This window comes from Allobosea sp. OAE752, from assembly GCF_050433265.1.
Classification (GTDB): Bacteria; Pseudomonadota; Alphaproteobacteria; order Rhizobiales; family Beijerinckiaceae; genus Allobosea; species Allobosea spartocytisi.
The window spans coordinates 1-17,326 of the sequence record NZ_JBNPXO010000004.1; the positions used below are offsets into that span (position 1 = coordinate 1).

At 63.6% G+C, this 17,326-nt stretch carries 15 protein-coding genes and 1 pseudogene; 6 read left to right on the top strand and 10 right to left on the bottom strand.

All coding sequences use genetic code 11. The features are described 5' to 3' along the window. Positions 1-209 precede the first annotated feature (209 nt). Positions 210-1,643 carry a helix-turn-helix domain-containing protein gene (locus GGC47_RS11675; RefSeq protein ID WP_142022461.1) on the top strand — a complete coding sequence of 478 codons (1,434 nt, stop codon included), beginning with the start codon at positions 210-212 and terminating at the stop codon, positions 1,641-1,643. A gap of 212 nt (positions 1,644-1,855) precedes the next feature. Here GGC47_RS11675 and GGC47_RS11680 read toward each other — a convergent pair. Further along, positions 1,856-2,133 (bottom strand): annotated as a pseudogene (locus GGC47_RS11680) (transposase); the annotation flags it as partial. 162 nt (positions 2,134-2,295) lie between these two features. Further along, complete coding sequence (locus GGC47_RS11685) at positions 2,296-2,658, bottom strand: winged helix-turn-helix transcriptional regulator (RefSeq protein ID WP_210245680.1); 363 nt, start codon at positions 2,656-2,658, stop codon at positions 2,296-2,298. 109 nt (positions 2,659-2,767) lie between these two features. On the opposite strand from GGC47_RS11685, the gene GGC47_RS11690 reads away from it, so the two are divergent. Continuing rightward, positions 2,768-3,784 carry a zinc-binding dehydrogenase gene (locus GGC47_RS11690; RefSeq protein WP_142022458.1) on the top strand — a complete coding sequence of 339 codons (1,017 nt, stop codon included), beginning with the start codon at positions 2,768-2,770 and terminating at the stop codon, positions 3,782-3,784. Positions 3,785-3,991: 207 nt separating this feature from the next. Here GGC47_RS11690 and GGC47_RS11695 read toward each other — a convergent pair whose 3' ends face one another. Beyond that, positions 3,992-4,639 (bottom strand): TetR/AcrR family transcriptional regulator, encoded by a 648-nt coding sequence (locus GGC47_RS11695; protein WP_142022457.1) that lies wholly within the window; start codon positions 4,637-4,639, stop codon positions 3,992-3,994. Between the two features lie 228 nt (positions 4,640-4,867). On the opposite strand from GGC47_RS11695, the gene GGC47_RS11700 reads away from it, so the two are divergent. From GGC47_RS11700 to GGC47_RS11715, 4 genes are all read left to right on the top strand, one after another. Then, positions 4,868-5,761, top strand: a complete 894-nt coding sequence (locus GGC47_RS11700; RefSeq protein WP_185747988.1) for an NAD(P)/FAD-dependent oxidoreductase — start codon at positions 4,868-4,870, stop codon at positions 5,759-5,761. Positions 5,762-5,782: 21 nt separating this feature from the next. Beyond that, positions 5,783-6,256, top strand: a complete 474-nt coding sequence (locus GGC47_RS11705) for a methyltransferase family protein (RefSeq protein ID WP_142022455.1) — start codon at positions 5,783-5,785, stop codon at positions 6,254-6,256. Positions 6,257-7,033: 777 nt separating this feature from the next. Then, positions 7,034-8,443 (top strand): hypothetical protein, encoded by a 1,410-nt coding sequence (locus tag GGC47_RS11710; RefSeq protein ID WP_429068125.1) that lies wholly within the window; start codon positions 7,034-7,036, stop codon positions 8,441-8,443. A 28-nt stretch (positions 8,444-8,471) separates the two neighbouring features. Next, positions 8,472-8,711: a type II toxin-antitoxin system Phd/YefM family antitoxin gene (locus tag GGC47_RS11715; protein ID WP_210245679.1), complete on the top strand. Its 240-nt coding sequence runs from the start codon at positions 8,472-8,474 to the stop codon at positions 8,709-8,711. 39 nt (positions 8,712-8,750) lie between these two features. Here GGC47_RS11715 and GGC47_RS11720 read toward each other — a convergent pair whose 3' ends face one another. From GGC47_RS11720 to dnaN, 7 genes are all read right to left on the bottom strand, one after another. Continuing rightward, on the bottom strand, positions 8,751-8,933 hold the full coding sequence (locus GGC47_RS11720) for a hypothetical protein (protein WP_142022453.1): 183 nt from the start codon (positions 8,931-8,933) through the stop codon (positions 8,751-8,753). Between the two features lie 362 nt (positions 8,934-9,295). Continuing rightward, positions 9,296-11,734 carry a DNA topoisomerase (ATP-hydrolyzing) subunit B gene (gyrB, locus tag GGC47_RS11725; RefSeq protein ID WP_038365008.1) on the bottom strand — a complete coding sequence of 813 codons (2,439 nt, stop codon included), beginning with the start codon at positions 11,732-11,734 and terminating at the stop codon, positions 9,296-9,298. Between the two features lie 190 nt (positions 11,735-11,924). Next, positions 11,925-13,763 carry a DNA helicase RecQ gene (gene recQ, locus GGC47_RS11730; RefSeq protein ID WP_142022452.1) on the bottom strand — a complete coding sequence of 613 codons (1,839 nt, stop codon included), beginning with the start codon at positions 13,761-13,763 and terminating at the stop codon, positions 11,925-11,927. A 192-nt stretch (positions 13,764-13,955) separates the two neighbouring features. Beyond that, positions 13,956-14,309: a hypothetical protein gene (locus GGC47_RS11735; RefSeq protein ID WP_142022451.1), complete on the bottom strand. Its 354-nt coding sequence runs from the start codon at positions 14,307-14,309 to the stop codon at positions 13,956-13,958. Positions 14,310-14,315: 6 nt separating this feature from the next. Next, on the bottom strand, positions 14,316-14,930 hold the full coding sequence (locus tag GGC47_RS11740; protein WP_142022450.1) for a LysE family translocator: 615 nt from the start codon (positions 14,928-14,930) through the stop codon (positions 14,316-14,318). Positions 14,931-15,006: 76 nt separating this feature from the next. Next, the gene (gene recF, locus GGC47_RS11745; protein WP_370954998.1) at positions 15,007-16,134 is read right to left on the bottom strand and encodes a DNA replication/repair protein RecF; all 1,128 of its coding nucleotides are present in this window, start codon (positions 16,132-16,134) and stop codon (positions 15,007-15,009) included. Positions 16,135-16,147: 13 nt separating this feature from the next. Beyond that, complete coding sequence (gene dnaN, locus GGC47_RS11750; RefSeq protein ID WP_112762424.1) at positions 16,148-17,263, bottom strand: DNA polymerase III subunit beta; 1,116 nt, start codon at positions 17,261-17,263, stop codon at positions 16,148-16,150. Positions 17,264-17,326 lie beyond the last annotated feature (63 nt).

Consider the following 17,326-nt stretch of genomic DNA (forward strand, 5'->3'; position numbering starts at 1 on the left):
GTGAGCTTGCCACGCTTGTGCTGCGCCTCGATGCGCCGTTCGCCGCCGCCCTTGCGCGCGCCCTCGCGCCGCGATTCGAGCTGTTCGAGAATATCGCGCATAGGCAAGCCCCAGCCTTGTACTTCCCAGGTTGGGGCTTATGCGAAAGCGACTTCTCGATCTCGCAAATTAGTGCCAAACTGCTAAAATGCTAACCCAACAAATTTGCAATGCGACGTAAGCTCTTTGCAGGCCCTGCCGTCCGCAGGCTTAGGGAAGAGGCCGGCTGGGCCCAAGGCGATCTCGCCAAGAAACTTGGCATATCGGCCGGGTATCTGAATCAAATCGAGCATGGCCAGCGACCTTTGAGCGCCGCCGTGCTCGTTGAATTGGCTCGGGTGTTTAAAGTGGATGTGTCGGCATTCTCGGAAAACGATGAGCACCGGTTACTCGTCGATCTTCGCGACGCGCTTGCAGAACCCATCTTGGCCACGGTGCCGACTGGTCAGGCCGAACTCAAGGCGACGATTCAATATGCTCCCGGCATCGCTCGGGCCGTTGTCCATCTGCAGGCAGCATATCGCGCAATGGAGGACAAATATCAGGCGTTAGACGGCACTTTGCTCTCGTCAGAGCAGCTTACCGCGAGGGCGGGCCTGGTTTTTCCATATGACGAGGTTCGGGACTTTTTCCACCGGATTGGAAACTACGTTGACAGCCTTGACCATCAAGGCGAAGCGCTGCGAGCCGAGCTGCGAGCCGAACCGGCCGTTCTCCATGAAGCCCTCATAGACCGCCTGGCAACTCGACATAAATTCAAGGTCGTTTTTGATCGGTCACTAGGCTCTGAGCGCGCAATGCGGCGGCTCGATCGCAGCACAAAAACGATCGCGATCGACGGCTATGCTGAATCATCTAGCCAAAATTTTGCGCTCGCGCATCAACTTGCACTCCTCGAAGCTCGGGATGCGATCGACGAGACCGTGCGACATGCGACGTTCCGCAGCGCGGACGCCGGTGCCGTCTGCGAAATCGCGCTGGCGAATTATTTCGCCGGGGCCGTGCTCTTACCGTACACGGATTTCCTCGCCTCTGCGCGAAGGCATCGCCATGACCTCAGCCTTCTTGCAAGACTGTTTGGCACGAGCTTCGAACAGGTTGGTCATAGGCTATCGACCCTTCAGCGGCCGAAGGCGATGGGTATCCCCTTTTACTTTCTGCGCGTCGATAGGGCCGGAAACATTACCAAGCGACACAGCGCGACCCGATTGCGCTTCGCTCGCTATGGCGGCGCCTGCCCCCTTTGGAATGTCCACGAAGCATTTGAGACGCCTGATCGAATTTTGGTGCAGGTCGCGGAAATGCCCGATGGCGTACGATACCTGTCGCTAGCCCAGGCAATAACGAAGGCGGGAATAGGCCATTCTGCTCCGCGACGTAGGTACGCCATCGGATTGGGCTGCGAGCTAAGGGATGCGGGACAGGTTGTGTATGCTGACGAATTAGACATCACAAATCCGAAGCAAGTCGTGAAAATCGGGACCAGCTGTCGTCTTTGCGAGCGAAGCGACTGCACGCAACGTGCGTTTCCGCCCGCTGGCGGCTCAATCCACGTCGATCATGATAGCCGATTTGTCGTGCCTTACCGATTAGGTCCAAACTAACAACCGTCCCGGAAGCGATGATCACCCTTCCAGAGCAAGCGGTGAATTCCCGTTGGGCGGAGAAGATGTACGAGCCATGTTCGGATGCTGTCTCAGGCCAGCGTGTAGGCCGTCTTGACGGTGATATAGAACTCCTTGGCGTAGGCGCCCTGCTCACGCGAACCGTAGCTAGAGCCCTTTCGGCCACCGAAGGGCACATGGTAGTGCCGCCTATCGTATCTGACCGTTGTCGGCTCGGCACCGACCGCAGCCAGCCCCTCCATCATCCGCGTGAACACGCCCGCTTCACCTCAGCGCTTCCATCGGTTGTAGAGCGTCTTGTGCGGGCCGTAGGCGCTCGGCGCGTCTCGCCATCGCATTCCGTTCCGGTTGACGAATACGATGGCGCTCAGCACCCGTCGGTCATCAACGCGCGGTTTGCCGTGGCTCCTCGGAAAGAACAGTCGGAGCCGCTCCATCTGCACTTCCGTCAGCCAAACAGGTCGCTCATGCCAGTCTCCTCACGGAGCCTGAACCAGATCGCGGCCATCACAGCAAAGGGTCCTGACCCTAACGGCTCCTGGGCGCTTCCACCCGGCGCTTTTGACGACCATACCCGACCGACTTAACTGCTGCCTTTCGACCCGAGACCCCCTTTTCAAGCATCATCATCTCACGGCAATTCGGCTGCTGACTGGATAGATCGAGCCCTTATCGTACAGAACTTCTCCATGTTGCGATTGCCCCAGTCGGCGACTGCCGTCATCAATCCAGAAAGGTCCAATCCCAGCGGCGTCAACTCGTATTCGACATGGGGCGGCACCGTCTGAAAGTCGATCCGGCGTACCAATCCGTCGCGGGTCATTTCCTTGAGCTGCTGGCTCAACATTTTCTCACTGACGTTACCAAGCTGCCGACGGAGCTCGCTGAACCTTAGTCTGTCGGCGTGAAGATAGTGGAGGATCAGCAACTTCCACTTGCCTCCGACGAGGTCGACTACGGCTTCCATGCCGCAGCGAAATGCAGGCCCTGGCATCACAATCACCTCAAATTAACACTTACAAAAAGGCAAGTACTGGTGGTGGTGTTTGTGCACCCTATCCTCTTTGAAGCGCGCGGCAAGGCCGCTTTCGAAGGAGAATCCGATGAGTCTTGAAAACCCGATGCGTCGTGTGGCCCATTACAGCTTCGGCAGCCCCCAGGAGGTTCTGCGGGCCGAAAAGGATATTCCGCTGCCGCCACTCGCGGCCGACAAGGTGCGGGTGCGGCTGACGCGCAGCATGATCCATCCCGCCGATCTCCAGGTCATGGCCGCGCATTATGTGTCGAGCCACGACGACATTCCCGAAGGACGCGTCCCCGGCATGGAAGGGGTCGGCATATTCGAGGAAGCCAGTCCGGAGGCATTGGTCGGAACGGGCATCGACATTGGCACGCGGGTGGCTTTCATGGGCGACGGCACCTGGCAGACATCGGTTGATCTCCCGGCCCGCTCGCTGGTCGCGGTTCCTGACGATATCACCGATGATGTGGCAACTCAGATGCTGCTCAACACGATCACCGCGCTTCATGTGCTCCGCGTCGCGGAGCAGACCGTCGGCAAACGTCCTACGCGTATCGTGCTGACAGCCGCCTCATCACACGTAGGTAAGCTCATCGCCGTGCTGGCGCTGCGGGAAGGCCTCCCCTTGATCTGTCTTGTCCGTTCGGAGGACAGCGCGAAGCAGCTCGCCGAACTGCTCCCGGTTACCGACATCGTCCCGACCGAAACCAACGGGTGGCAGGATGCCGTTCGCAAGGCGGCAGGTGACGACATCCCGCTCATTATCGACGGCGTAGGCGGCAAGATGGTCACCGAAAGCGGTTGGCTGCTGAATGAGGGCGGGACGCTGATCTCGTTCGGTCTCCTCGCCAAAGGCCCGGCCGACATGACAATGTTCCTGCCGAAGGCACTGACGCTGCGCGGTGCGACCATCGGCACGTGGCATTCGGAAACCAGTGCCGAAGACCAGGCGCGCGATTACGACGCCGCGATCGATATCGCGCGCACCTCACCCAAGCTTTTCGACAGTGGTTCGACCTTCGACCTGTCCGACATCAACGCCGCGGTCGACGCCGCCACATCGCCGAAGAAGCAGGGCAACGTCCTCATATCGTTCTGAGCAAACGCCATCCCTCAGCGCGCCGCTCATGTGATCCGCCCGCAGGCACGGGCGGTCAGACGGATCTACGGCAATCGGACCCGCTTCATTCCGAACGCGCTGCTCGGCCAGTTCGCGCGGACGGCTTGGCCTATCGCGACAACAGACGTCGCGCTGGCGCCTTCGGGCGGGCCGAAGGTCGATGTCAGGGCCAAGATGCGAGGCATGCTATCCGCCCGCGCGGTCCTTGCCGCCGTGCGCGGCGATGAACATGGCGACGGCCGACCGGCAATAGGATTCGATTTCGTTGTCGTCCTCTGCTCTCGCCTCGTCGAAGCGGGCGATCATCAGGAGATCGGATCCTTTGAAAAGCGCGGCAAACAAGCGGGCCGACCGGAGTGGATCGGGCACGTTCAGAAGCGCCTTCGCGTGCAATTGACGCAACAGGGCCTCGATTTGGGCGATGATATGGGCGGGTCCGGCTTCGTAATGGAGCTTGCTCAACGACGTTTGACTCGTGACGTCGGCCATGACCATGGCTTCGACATTGCGGACTTCCGGGCTCGACAGCGTGCGAAGCAGCGATGATCCCACCGCCATGAGCTGGTCTTCGGCCGAACCGTCGACGCCTTCAAAAAGGGCCTGCGGTATTAACTGATGGCAGCGGGCCGCAAACGCTGCGCCAAACAGCGCCTCCTTGTTCTCGAAGTGCCTGTAGATGCTGAGCTTGGATATCTTCGCTCGCTGGGCGACCTTGTCCAAAGTCGTCGCTTGAAAACCCAATTCCGCAAAAAGTTCGCCCGCGGTGTCGACGATCGTTTGGCCAAGCGCCTCGTTGGCGGGCCGGCCGCGCCGGCCCCGGCTGTTTTCGGTCACGAAAATTCTGGTCCTTGACAGTATCGTAATTCCCAAAATACGATACCATACAGTTTCCGAAATACGCAAGTGCGGTCGTCGGACGTTTGCCGACCTGAAACACAAGAGACCATGCAACGACGAACCCTGCTGAAGCTGGCCGCGCTTTCCACCATCGGCCTCGCTCGCGCCCAAGTCAGCGCCAGGTCCAGCCCAACTCCCTCCATCCGCAACACGGAGCCCATCACCATGGATGACGTCATCATCATTGGCGGCAGCTTTGCCGGTCTCGCCGCCGCCCTTCAGCTCGGCCGCGCCCGCCGCAAGGTCACCGTTCTCGATACCGGCCTGCCGCGCAATCGCTTCGCGGGCCGCTCGCATGGCATGCTCGGCCACGATCACAAGCCGCCGCTGGACATCCTGGCCGAGGCGCGACAGCAACTGGCGCGTTATCCCGCGATCAAGCTGGTCAATGCCCGGGCCGACAGCATCTCCGGCACCATCGACAATTTCTCCGTCCTCACCGGCGACGGCGAAAGCCTTGGCGCGCGCCGCCTGATCCTGAGTTATGGCGTTGTCGACCAGATGCCTGCTGTTCCGGGCTTTGCCGAAAGCTGGGGCACATCCATCATCCCTTGCCCCTATTGCGATGGCTTTGAAGTCGCCGACCAGCATTGGGGCCTCGTCTGGTCCGGCCCGCAGTCGATGAACCAGGTCAGGCTGTTCCACGACTGGACCGACAGGTTGACCGTCTTCGCCGATGGTCACGACATTCCGCCCGATGTCCGGGTTGATCTGGGGCGTCGCAACACACCTGTCGTCGACGGCCGGATCACCGAGGTCGCCCATCACGGGGAGCATGGCGCCACCGTCAAGCTCGATACCGGCCCCGATGTCGCGGTCGACATCCTGTTCGCGCATCCGCGCAACAAGCCGTCCGCAAGCCTGCATGAAGCATTGGGTCTCGCCACGGTCGACACGCCTCTTGGCATCGTCCTCAAGGTCGACGAGCGCCGCGAAACCAGCATGCCCGGCATCTACGCTGCGGGGGACCTCACCAACCCCGTCATCCCCTCGGTGACCACGGCATCATGGCAAGGCGCGATGGCGGGCATCTTCTCCCAGCAGTCGATGCTGGTTTGAGAGCACAGATTGGAGATGAGCATGGCCGTCGAGCCGGACAGCGCGGGTGTGCGCTTCCCTCCGCCCTTCCTCTATCTGGGAGCGCTGCTGTTGGGGCTGGCGGCGGAGCGGTTCGTCGCCCTGCGCTCTTTCGGCATCGACTGGCGGTTGCTGGTCGCGACGGGCGCGCTGCTGTTCGTTGCCGGCGCGGCGATGATGCTTGCGGCGGCGGGGCTGTTCCGGCGGCTCGGCACCAACGTTCCGCCTTCGCAGCCAACGACCCTCGTCGCAACGACCGGTCCTTACCGGTGGACCCGCAATCCCATGTATCTTGGCATGGCGCTTGTCTATGCCGGCCTTGCGATCGCCTTCGACTGGCCGATCGCCTTCGCCTTGCTCCCCTTGGTGCTGATCGGGATCCAGACGCAGGTGATCGCCCGCGAGGAGCGCTATCTCGAAGCGAAGTTCGGCGACGACTACCGCCGCTACAAGGCCGAGGTCCGCCGCTGGTTCTGACCCTCGCTCAGCGAGACCACGCGCGAGCTCTGGCCCTTCTTTGGGGTGGCGATGCTCGTGCTGCTGCTAGTGAGCTACGTGCCGGCGCTGACGATCTACTGAGCATCCTTAGAATATGAACGCCCGCGGCACCCCAAGAAGGGAATCTGCGCTATTGGTAGGCTCCCGCGTTTGCAAGGATCGATCGACCGATCCTACAATCCTGCGACCAATTCCTTCGGCCGGTTCTTGAAAGTCGTACGCAGGCGCATCGATGTCAGCCCCGCGATCAGCCTCGCCTTCCAAGCTCGCTTCGAGCCGAGCGCGGGCAAGTCAGCTTCTTGATCGCGCGTCAGACGGGCTGACCGTTGAGACCCTTGGGAGGACGCAAGAAGCGAAGACCAAACCTCAGCGACAATCGCCGCGCTGGAATTTTAGTGGCAGTATGAAAATTTTTTATATGGGTGATGGAGAGCCCGCGCCTCTCACCGCGACCGGGTTCATACCAATGCCTGCCGATAAGCCTCTGCCCGGCTTCCTTTGCCAGGCTGCTCGCTGACTAACGAATGTCTCGCAGTCTTGGCTTTGGCAAAATGCCAAAGTCTCGCGGAAGACGATAAACGATTTTGAGAATGGATACGCTTCCCCCAAAATGGCGCTGAATACTAGGATTAGGCACGCTCTTGACCTCCGGGTCACCTTTCGGTGTGCGCCATCGACGACAATGCGGAAGGACTAACTCGCCTCAAGGTACGCGTAGTCGACATCAAGTCTGCCCTGCAGAAAGACCGCGGGGACATGCGCACCTTCCTCGAAGCCAGTGCCGAGATCGGGCTTACGCCGGCGGCCGCGAAGGAGGTTCGAGATGCTGGCTACCTCCCGTTTGTGAAGACGGGAAACCGCTACAGCGTTTCGAAGCAGCATATTGACGAGTTCAACGACCTCTACACCACGTCTAGCAAGTTGGCAGAGACCTTCGGCCTGTTAGGCTGGCAATCGGCCGACCAGCTCCTGAAAACAATAGGGGTCAAGTCAGTCGGCGAGCGGGAATTCGCCAAGCGGTTCATCTACCATCGCCGGGAAACTGAAGAAGCGATCCGAAGTTGGTCTCAGTCGGAAACCAAGGCCGAATCGTATTCTGCGGGCGGTTGGCTCACACCGAAACATGCTCTCAGTCAGCTCCAGGTCCCTTACATCCTCGGAATGGAGCTTATTGGCGCCGGTATCCTTCCCAGTGAGGTCAACAGTCGCGGGCGGCGCATCAGTGAGGATGCGGTCAGCGATTTTCGTGCCCGCTTCCTCACCACAGTCGAGGCTGGAGAGCTCCTCCGTTGTACTGCTCAAAAGGCAATCAATCTGCTCAGAGATCAGAAATTGGTCGCCGGGCCGCCGGACTATTCGGGTTATCTCTACGAGCGAAAATGCGCGCTGGCAGAGATCGAACGCCTGAACTCCGTTGTGATTGAGGAGGCGCCGCGTTTCGAGTTCGATCCTGATGAGCACCTCACCGCCTCGCAGATCACGGAGCTCGTGGGCATCAACCGCGACACGATAACCTTTATCGAAAAGAGGGGGCTCCTCACGTCAACCCGACAGGGCGGCCAGTTCGATTTCTCCGCGACCCAACTCGCTGGCTTTCGCGATCGGTATCTAGGCGGAAGGGACGTCGCTGAGGCGCTGGAAGCGAACACCAAAGATCCTGAGATGAATCCAGTTTGGTTCTCGAAGCGCCTTGGATTGAAGCCGGCCTTCGGGCCTCCAGATATCAAGGCCTACATTTTCGACCGCGAAGAGTTCGTCGAAGCGGTTCGGCAGTTCGAAGTCGAGCGGCAGGCGGAGGAGGACAGGCAGGCGGAGATCGCAGAAATTCCTGTCCTCCAGTCCCGGCAAGTCGGCGAAAGGCTTAGGATTGTCTCAAAACTCATGGCCAATCTGGTCCGAGCTGGCATCCTCCGCGGGGGGAAGCGCGGCCATTCCGTCGTGTTCACCTTGGAAGAGGTCGAACGGTTCGAGAAAACCTATATCCTCGCTACGGAGGCTTCGGAGCACATCGGCAAAAAGGGCTCGATGACCGCGGTTGCCGCTCTGCAGCGGCTGGGCGTGCCTCCCATCGCTCCGTACTCAGAGTTGGGCGGCTACATCTACGATCAGGAGCAAGCTATACGCGCACTGGACGGCCTCACCCAAAAGCGCTGGTCAGCGGCCTGAGATGCGGTGTGGCCAAGTTGGAAGGGATATGCTCGTGCCCCAGTTCTCGGTCCGTGAAGCACAAATCCAACTGTCCGAATTGATTGCGAAGGCGCTGGCGGGTGAAGACGTGGTCATCACCCGCCGCAGCGTGCCGGTTGTGCGTCTGGCGCCCATTGCGCCACGGGGCAAACGACGCTTTGGAACGCTCAAGGGCAAGATCGCCATCGACGAGCGCTTCCAGGATCCGCTGCCCGAGCATGAGCGCGGTAGTTGGGACCTCGACTGAAACTTCCCATGTCGCACCAAGGCTGACTATACCGAGGCTTCACGGTGCCTTTTTGTCGCGCTTCTGTTTGCGCATCAGCGCTCGTAGTTCGCGCACTCTCTGTTTGCTGGCGTCGGCCAGTTCAGTCTGACTGCGTTCGCCGTCCTGCGTGAGCGCGACCGAAGTCGACCCTTTCAAGGTCGGTTTCGTCTCTTCCGTCGATTGCGACGACCGATCAGTCAATTTTCATTCCAACAATCAGGTTGCGTCGAGACGGCACTACCGGGGATCATATGTGATCGAACCGCGTCAGCCGATCGTACGGGCCATGAGGCTACGCGTCATGACGGAACTACCGCGGCCATTGGTTGGTTTACGGTAGTGCCGGCAGCACTACTCTTGCGAGCCCCAAGCCACAAGTCGGGGATGGGGAATCGCAGCGCCCAGCGGGGCGATATCCAGACCAGCCCAACGCTGTCGCTCATTCGCCCGCCCGCACGACTGCATCAAACGCAGCATCGACCCGAGTCGAAGATCTACGTCATTTGAGTCCGACAACCCGGCCAGAGAGTCAGGCTTTAGGGTGCCCCTACATTGCAGCGGGATCAGATGTCGACGGTGGCGTTCAGCGCGTTGGTCTGGATGAATTCGCGCCGCGGCTCGACGACGTCGCCCATCAGCTTGACGAAGAGGTCGTCGGCCTCGTCGTTCTGGTCGTTCTTGACGCGCAGCAGCGTGCGCACGTCGCGATCGAGCGTCGTCTCCCAGAGCTGGTCGGGGTTCATCTCGCCCAGTCCTTTGTAGCGCTGCAGCGCGACGCCCTTCTTGCCGATGGTCGAGACCGCATCGAACAGGTCGGTGGGGCCGTTGATCGGGAAGGAATCGCCCTTGCGGGTGAGCATCGCCGGCTTGGCATAGGCTTCCTGCAGGGAACCCGCCGCGGCATCGAGCTTGCGGGCTTCCGCACTGGCGAGGAGGCCTGCGTCGATGGTCGCCGCCTGCTTCACGCCGCGGATCATGCGCGAGAACACGAAGCCGCCTTCGCTCACCTTGCCTTCCCAGCCGCGCTCCAGCTCGTCCGAGATCGCATCGAGGCGGCGCGCGACAGAGGCTGCCGCCTCGTTCGCCTGGGCCTCGTTCTCCTCGCTCACCGGATGCAGCACGCCGGCGATCGCCATCTGCTCGACGATGCGCCGGTCATAGCGGGAATGGAGCTGGCCCAGCGCGTTGCGGACGTTGCGGGCTTCCTCGATCAGCACCCTGAGATCGGCGCCGGCCCGTTCCACGCCCTCGCTGGTGCGGAAGGTCGCGCCGTCCAGCGTCGAATCGATCAGGTACTCCTCCAGCGCCCGCTCGTCCTTGAGATAGACATGGCTCTTGCCGCGCGCCGCCTTGTAGAGCGGCGGCTGGGCGATGAAGAGATGGCCGGCATCGATCAATTCCGGCATCTGCCGGTAGAAGAAGGTCAAGAGCAGCGTACGGATATGGGCGCCGTCGACGTCGGCGTCGGTCATGATGATGATCTTGTGGTAGCGCAGCTTCGCCAGGTTGAAGCCGCCCTGCTCGGCATCGGCGCGGCCGATGCCGGCGCCCAGCGCCGTGATCAGCGTGCCGACCTGATCCGACGAGAGCATCTTGTCGAAGCGCGCGCGCTCGACGTTCAGGATCTTGCCGCGCAGCGGCAGCACGGCCTGGTATTCGCGGGCGCGGCCCTGCTTGGCGGAGCCGCCGGCCGAGTCACCCTCGACGATGAAGAGTTCGGATTTGGCGGGATCCCTCTCCTGACAATCAGCCAATTTGCCCGGGAGCGAGGCGATATCGAGCGCGCCCTTGCGGCGGGTGAGGTCGCGCGCCTTGCGGGCGGCCTCGCGGGCGGCAGCGGCTTCCGCCACCTTGCCGACGATGGTCTTGGCCTCGCCTGGATGCTCTTCGAGCCACTCCGAGAGAGCCTGATTGACCACATTCTCGACGACCGGGCGGACTTCCGAGGAAACCAGCTTGTCCTTGGTCTGCGAGGAGAATTTCGGGTCGGGAACCTTGACCGAGACGATCGCGGTCAGGCCCTCGCGGCAATCGTCGCCGGTGAGCGAGACCTTCTCCTTCTTGGAGATGCCGGAGCTTTCGGCATAGCCGGTGATCTGGCGCGTCAGCGCGGCGCGAAAGCCGGCAAGATGGGTGCCGCCGTCGCGCTGCGGGATGTTGTTGGTGAAGCAGAGCACGTTCTCGTGGTAGCTGTCGTTCCACCACAGCGCGACGTCGACGGTGATGCCGTCCTTCTCCGAGGTCAGCATGATCGGCTTGTCGATCACGGAGGACTTGGCGCGGTCGAGATAGCGCACGAAGGCCTCGACGCCGCCATCGTACATCAGCTCCTCGCGCACGATCTCGGCATGGCGCGCATCGGTCAGGACGATGCGCACGCCCGAATTCAGGAAGGCGAGCTCGCGCAGGCGGTGTTCAAGCGTCTTGTAGTCGAACTCCACCATGGTGAAGGTCTCTTGCGACGGCAGGAAGGTCACCTCCGTGCCGCGCTTGTCGCCTTGCGGGCCGACGACCGCAAGCGGCGCCACTGCGTCGCCATGGCGGAACTCCATGTAGTGCTCGTGCCCGCCGCGCCAGATGCGCAGCTTGAGCGAGACCGAGAGCGCGTTGACGACGGAGACGCCGACGCCGTGCAGGCCGCCCGAGACCTTGTAGGAGTTCTGGTCGAACTTACCGCCGGCATGGAGCTGGGTCATGATGACCTCGGCGGCCGAAATGCCTTCCTCGCTGTGGATATCGGTGGGGATGCCGCGCCCATTGTCGCTGACCGTGACCGAGCCGTCGGCATTCAGCGTCACCGTGACGAGGTTGGCATGACCCGCCAGCGCCTCGTCGATCGCGTTGTCGACGACCTCGTAGACCATGTGATGCAGGCCCGAGCCGTCATCGGTGTCGCCGATATACATGCCAGGCCGCTTGCGAACGGCATCCAAGCCCTTGAGAACCTTGATGGAATCGGCGCCGTAGTCGTCGGGCTGGGCGCTGAGCGCGGCATCGGTCATGAAATGGTCCCTGAGCGGGCGAGCGAGCGCCCGCGATGATCCTGATTCGAAACGACAATATAGGGGCAGACGATGGCTTTTTCACGCGCCTACGCGTGCGTGTGCGTAGAGGGGCGGTTTGGTTCCCCTGCCTCGTCATTCCGGATCGGCGCCGCTTCGCTCCGCCCGGAATGACGAGGCAGGGTGAGCCTTAGCCTCGAAACTCCGAAATCGCCTCGACGAAGGCCTCGCCATATTGCGCGAGCTTGCGCTCGCCGACGCCCTCGATCGCCCGCATCTCGTCCAGGCCCAGCGGCCGCTCGCGCGCCATCGCGATCAGGGTCCGGTCGGTGAAGATGATATAGGCCGCCACGCCCTCCTCGCGGGCGATCTGGAGCCTGAGCTTGCGCAGATGCTCGAACAGGCCGGCCGTGCCCTCGTCGAGCCCGTCGGCGCGGGCCGCGTCGCGCTCCGAGCGGCGGGAGCGTCGCTCGGCGAACGGGTCGGCCCGGAGCGCGATCTCCTCTCGGCCGAACAGGATGTCCTCGCCCTTCGGCGTCAGCTTGAAGCCGCCATGCTCGGCGCTGGCCTCGGCCAGCGCCCCGGCGGCGAAGAGCTTGCGCGTCAGCCCCATCCAGGCGGCCTTGGGCTTGTCGGCGCCGACGCCGAAGGTCTTAAGCCCGTCATGGTTCTGCCGGCGGATGACCTCGGTCGTCGTGCCCGTCAGGATATCGGCGAGATGGCCGGCGCCGAAGCGCTCGCCGGAACGGATCACGGCCGAGAGCAGCTTGCGCGCATCGAGCGTCGCATCCTGCAACGCGGGCGCCTCCGCACTACAGAGATCGCAGCGGAACGGCGCTTGGCCATGCCGGCAGGGCGGTGTCTCCTCGCCGAAATAGGCGAGCAAGGCGCTGCGCCGGCAGAGCGCGTTCTCGCAGAGATCGATCATCGCGTTGAGGCGCTTGTGCTCGATGCGCCGGCGCTCGTCGTCGATCTGCTTCTCGTCGATCTGGCGGCGCCTCAGAGACATGTCGTCGACGCCATAGAGCGTCAGCGTATCCGCCGGCAGGCCGTCGCGCCCGGCGCGGCCGATCTCCTGGTAATAGCCCTCGATCGAGCCCGGCATATCGGCATGGACCACGAAGCGCACATCCGGCTTGTTGATGCCCATGCCGAAGGCGATGGTGGCGCAGACGACGACGCCGTCCTCCTGCAGGAAGATGTCCTGGTTACGGTTGCGCGTCTCCTGTTCGAGCCCGGCATGGTAGGGCAGGGCATTCCAGCCCTTTTCGCTGAGCGCCGTGGCGAGACGCTCGGTCTTGCTGCGCGAGGAGCAGTAGACGATGCCGGAGCCGTTTCGGTGCCGGCGCAGGAAATCGTCGATCTGCCGGCGCGGCTGCTCCTTCGGCGCGAAGGCGAGCTTCAAATTCGGCCGGTCGAAGGAATGCACCACCATGCGCGGCGGCTGCGGGAAGAGTTGCTGGGCGATATCGGCCTGGGTCTGCCGGTCGGCGGTCGCGGTCAGCGCCGTCACCGGCACGCCGCCCAGCGTCTCGCGCGTCTTGGCGAGCAGGCGATATTCCGGGCGGAAATCATGGCCCCATTGCGAGACGCAATGCGCCTCATCGATGGCGAGCCGAGTCACACCGAGCCGCTTCAGCCGGCCGACCAGTCCCTCGCCGGCCAGCCGCTCGGGCGAGACGAAGAGCAGCCTGAGATCGCCCGAATTCAGCCGGTCCCAGGCTTGCGCCGCCTCCTCCTCGGTATTCATCGAGTTGAGCGAGGCGGCCCAGACGCCGGCCCGGACGAGCTGCCCGACCTGATCGCGCATCAGCGCGATCAGCGGCGAGACGACCAGCGTCAGCCCGCCCGCGACCAGCGCCGGCAATTGGTAGCACATCGACTTGCCGGAGCCCGTGGGCATCACCGCGAAGACGTCTTCGCCGTTGAGCGCGGCGGCGATCACCTCCCACTGGCCGGGGCGGAAATCATCGTAGCCCCAGACGGATTTGAGGATCGCGCGGGCGTCTGATTCGCGGGATGGCGACATGGACAAGGGATGTGCCGCAGCCGGGCGCGCTTGGCCAGCCTTTCGAGGCCAAAGCTTGTGTCGATCTCCCTCGGAGCCACCACCGTCATCCCGGGCTTGACCCGGATCCATCGAAAGGCGCGGCGCTTTACGATGGATCCCGGATCTCCGCTTCGCTTCGTCCGGGATGACGGTGAGGGGATTAGGCGCACCTCAGATTTTGACCGCCAGGAGATGGATCACGATCGCCAGTGCGAAAACCGCCGTGATCAGCTTGGACGGCCAGGGCTTGAGGTCGAACCAGATGAATTGCAGCGTCAGCCGCAGGCCCCAGAAGGCGGCGCCCACGAGCGGCAGCACAGGGTGGACGCGGCCTTGCCCGGCCAGCCAGATCAAGGTCGCGCCATAGGCGAGGAAGACGAAGATCAGCATCGCGTTGAGCGTCTGCGTGATCGCCGTGTTCAGGCTGCCCGAGGGTGCCAGCCGCTCCGGCCAGCCGAACAACCGCCGGAACGCGGCATGGAACAGCGCGAAGCCGAGATCGATGAGGCCGGCCGCCAGAGCCAAGGCCGCTCAGCTCCGCGTCGCGATCGCGGCGGCCGCGCCGGCCATCACGCCGCCGGTCGTCCGGTTGATCCAGCGCATCGCGCGCGGGCTGGCGACGAGGCGCCGAGCCCGGTCGGCCGCATAGGCATAGGCCATCAGCGTGCCCGTGATGATCGGGGCGATCAGCGCCGCGACCTCGACGAAGGCGAGCGTGCTCATCGCGTTGAGATCGATCACCAGCGGCAGGATCGACAGGAAGAAGACCATGACCTTGGGATTGCCGAGCGTCAGCGCAATGCCGCCGAGGAACAGGCGCGCACCCTCGCCGCGGGCGGCAGCGGAGGGCTTCGGTGCTTCGGCCGGCGCCGTCCAGGCCTTCCAGGCGAGGTAGAGGAGATAGGCGCAGCCGGCATATTTGATCGCGACGAAGACGCCGTGGAAGCTCTGCATCAGCACGCTCAAGCCCAGCGCGGTCAGTGTGAACCAGACGAGATCGCCCGCGACGATGCCGGCGAGGAAGGGCAAGGAGCGCCGGAAGCCCGATGACAGCGAGCGCGCGACCAGCGCCGCGATGGCGGGGCCGGGCGAGGCGACGGCGAGGAAATAGACGCCGGCGAACAGGGCAAGGCTGGAGATGTCCATGGAAAGCCTCCGAGACTGCCCGCGAGATTAGCAGGAACGCGACGAAGCGTCCCATCGCAAGCCGTGGCCTGACCGATCAATCGAGCGGATCGATCCGCCCCGGCGTCACCGAAAAGCGCTGTGCCCCGGCTGGAAGATCGCCGAACAGCGCCGCATCCGCGCCGGTCATCCAGACCTGGCAGCCGAGCCCGGTCAGCCCCTCGTAGAGCGCAGCGCGGCGGCGCGGATCGAGATGGGCGGCAATCTCGTCGAGCAGGACCAGCGGCGTGATGCCGCTCATCGCGGCGACCAACCTGGCATGGGCGAGCACGAGCCCGATCAATAGCGCCTTCTGCTCGCCGGTCGAACCCTGGCCGGCTGGAATATCCTTCGGCCCGTGCCGGACCTCCAGATCGGAGGCTTGCGGCCCCGCGAGCGTGCGCCCGGCGGCGCGGTCGCGGTGGCGGCTCTGGCGCAGCAGGTCGCGATAGGCATCCTCCGCATCGACGGCCGGCAGGCGCGCAACCAGCGCGTCGATCTCGCCGGAGAGTGCGATATCCGCGAAAGGGAAGGGCGAGGCCTCGTCTCGCGTCTCGGCGATGATGGCGGAGAGCCGCGCCACCGTCTCGGCCCGGGCGGCGGCGACCGCGACGCCGAGCTCGGCGACCTCGCGCTCGACGGCGTCGAGCCATTGTCCCTGATTGGGGCTCTCTTCAAGGATGCGGTTGCGCGAGCGCAGAGCCCGCTCCAGCGCGTTCGAGCGGGTCGCATGGCCGGGATCGATCGCCAGCACGAGACGGTCGAGGAAACGGCGCCGGTCGCCGGCGGCGCCGCGGAACAGCCCGTCGAGATCGGGCGTCAGCCAGACCAGCCGCAGATATTCGCTGAAGGCCAGCGCCGAGCCGGCGGTCGTGCCGTCGATGCGGGCGATGCGCGGGCGGCGCCCCTCCGCATCGAGCGGTCCGAGCCCGATACCAAGCCGGCCGGCCTCATCGGCCAAGGTGATGGACGCGGCGAAGCTGCCGTCGCCGCCCTGGCGCGCCATGCCGGGCAGCTCGGCCCGGCGCAGGCCACGGCCGGGCGCGAAGAGCGAGAGCGCTTCGAGGATATTGGTCTTGCCGGCACCGTTCTCGCCGATCAGCGCAACGATTTGACCCTCGACCGGGAGATCGAGGGCCTCGTAGGAACGGAAATCCTGCAGGATCAGGCGCGTAACGGCCGTCACGGCCGAAAGCCCTTCACACGCGCATCGGCATCAGCACATAGAGCGCGGAGGCGCCTTCGCGGTCCTGGATCACGGTCGGCGAACCCGGGTCGGCGAGCTTCAGCAGCGCCGTGTCGCCGTCGAGCTGGGCGGCGATGTCCATCAGGTAGCGGGCGTTGAAACCGATATCGAGCGGGCTCGCCTCGTAATCGACCTCGATCTCCTCGGTCGCCGAGCCGGAATCCGGATTGGTGACCGAGAGCGTCATGCGTCCGTCGGCCATGGAGAGCTTCACGGCGCGGCCGCGCTCGGAGGAGATCGTCGAGACGCGGTCGACGGAAGCGGCGAAATCGCCCCTGTCCACCGTCAGCCGCTTGTCGTTGCCGGAGGGGATGACGCGCTGATAGTCGGGGAAGGTGCCGTCGATCAGCTTCGACGTCAGTACGACATCGGCGGCGGCAATGCGGATCTTCGAGCCGGAAAGCTCGACCGCGACCTCGCTCTCGCCATCCTCCAGCAGCTTCTGGATCTCGGCCACGGCCTTGCGCGGCACGATCACGCCGGGCATGCCGGCCGAGCCCTGCGGGGCGGCGGTGTCGACCCGGGCGAGCCGGTGCCCGTCGGTCGCGACGGCGCGCAGCACCGGGCGGCCATCGACATCGATGGTGTGGAGATAGATGCCGTTGAGATAGTAGCGCGTTTCCTCGGTCGAGATCGCGAACTGGGTCTTGTCGATCAGGCGCTTGAGCTCGCCGGCCGGCAGCACGAAGCGATGCGCCATCTCGCCGGCGGTGATGTCTGGGAAATCGCTTTCCGGCAAGGTCTGGAGCTGGAAGCGCGAGCGGCCCGAGCGCAGCACGAGGCCGGTGTCGCCGGTGGTCTCCAGCGAGACCTGTGCGCCGTCCGACAGCTTGCGGACGATGTCATAGAGGGTGTGCGCCGGCACGGTCGTCGCGCCGGGCTCGGTGACATCGGCCGGAATCGTCTCCACCACCTCGATGTCGAGATCGGTCGCCTTGAGGCGCAGGCCTCCATCAGTGGCGCTGAGCAGCAGGTTCGACAGGATCGGGATGGTGTTGCGGCGCTCCACCACGCGATGCACGTGGCCGAGCGATTTGAGCAGCGTGGAACGTTCGACCGTGACCTTCATGATTGTCTAGTCTTCTGACGCTAGCCGCCCAGGCATGACGGCCCGGGCCCGAATGAATGGCCA

Coding starts and splice junctions, on each gene's coding strand:
- GGC47_RS11675 (WP_142022461.1), top strand. CDS start 210: ATGCGACGTAAGCTCTTTGCAGGCCCTGCCGTCCGCAGGCTTAGGGAA.
- GGC47_RS11685 (WP_210245680.1), bottom strand. CDS start 2,658: ATGCCAGGGCCTGCATTTCGCTGCGGCATGGAAGCCGTAGTCGACCTC.
- GGC47_RS11690 (WP_142022458.1), top strand. CDS start 2,768: ATGAGTCTTGAAAACCCGATGCGTCGTGTGGCCCATTACAGCTTCGGC.
- GGC47_RS11700 (WP_185747988.1), top strand. CDS start 4,868: ATGGATGACGTCATCATCATTGGCGGCAGCTTTGCCGGTCTCGCCGCC.
- GGC47_RS11705 (WP_142022455.1), top strand. CDS start 5,783: ATGGCCGTCGAGCCGGACAGCGCGGGTGTGCGCTTCCCTCCGCCCTTC.
- GGC47_RS11710 (WP_429068125.1), top strand. CDS start 7,034: ATGCGCACCTTCCTCGAAGCCAGTGCCGAGATCGGGCTTACGCCGGCG.
- GGC47_RS11715 (WP_210245679.1), top strand. CDS start 8,472: ATGCTCGTGCCCCAGTTCTCGGTCCGTGAAGCACAAATCCAACTGTCC.
- gyrB (WP_038365008.1), bottom strand. CDS start 11,734: ATGACCGATGCCGCGCTCAGCGCCCAGCCCGACGACTACGGCGCCGAT.
- recQ (WP_142022452.1), bottom strand. CDS start 13,763: ATGTCGCCATCCCGCGAATCAGACGCCCGCGCGATCCTCAAATCCGTC.
- GGC47_RS11740 (WP_142022450.1), bottom strand. CDS start 14,930: ATGGACATCTCCAGCCTTGCCCTGTTCGCCGGCGTCTATTTCCTCGCC.
- dnaN (WP_112762424.1), bottom strand. CDS start 17,263: ATGAAGGTCACGGTCGAACGTTCCACGCTGCTCAAATCGCTCGGCCAC.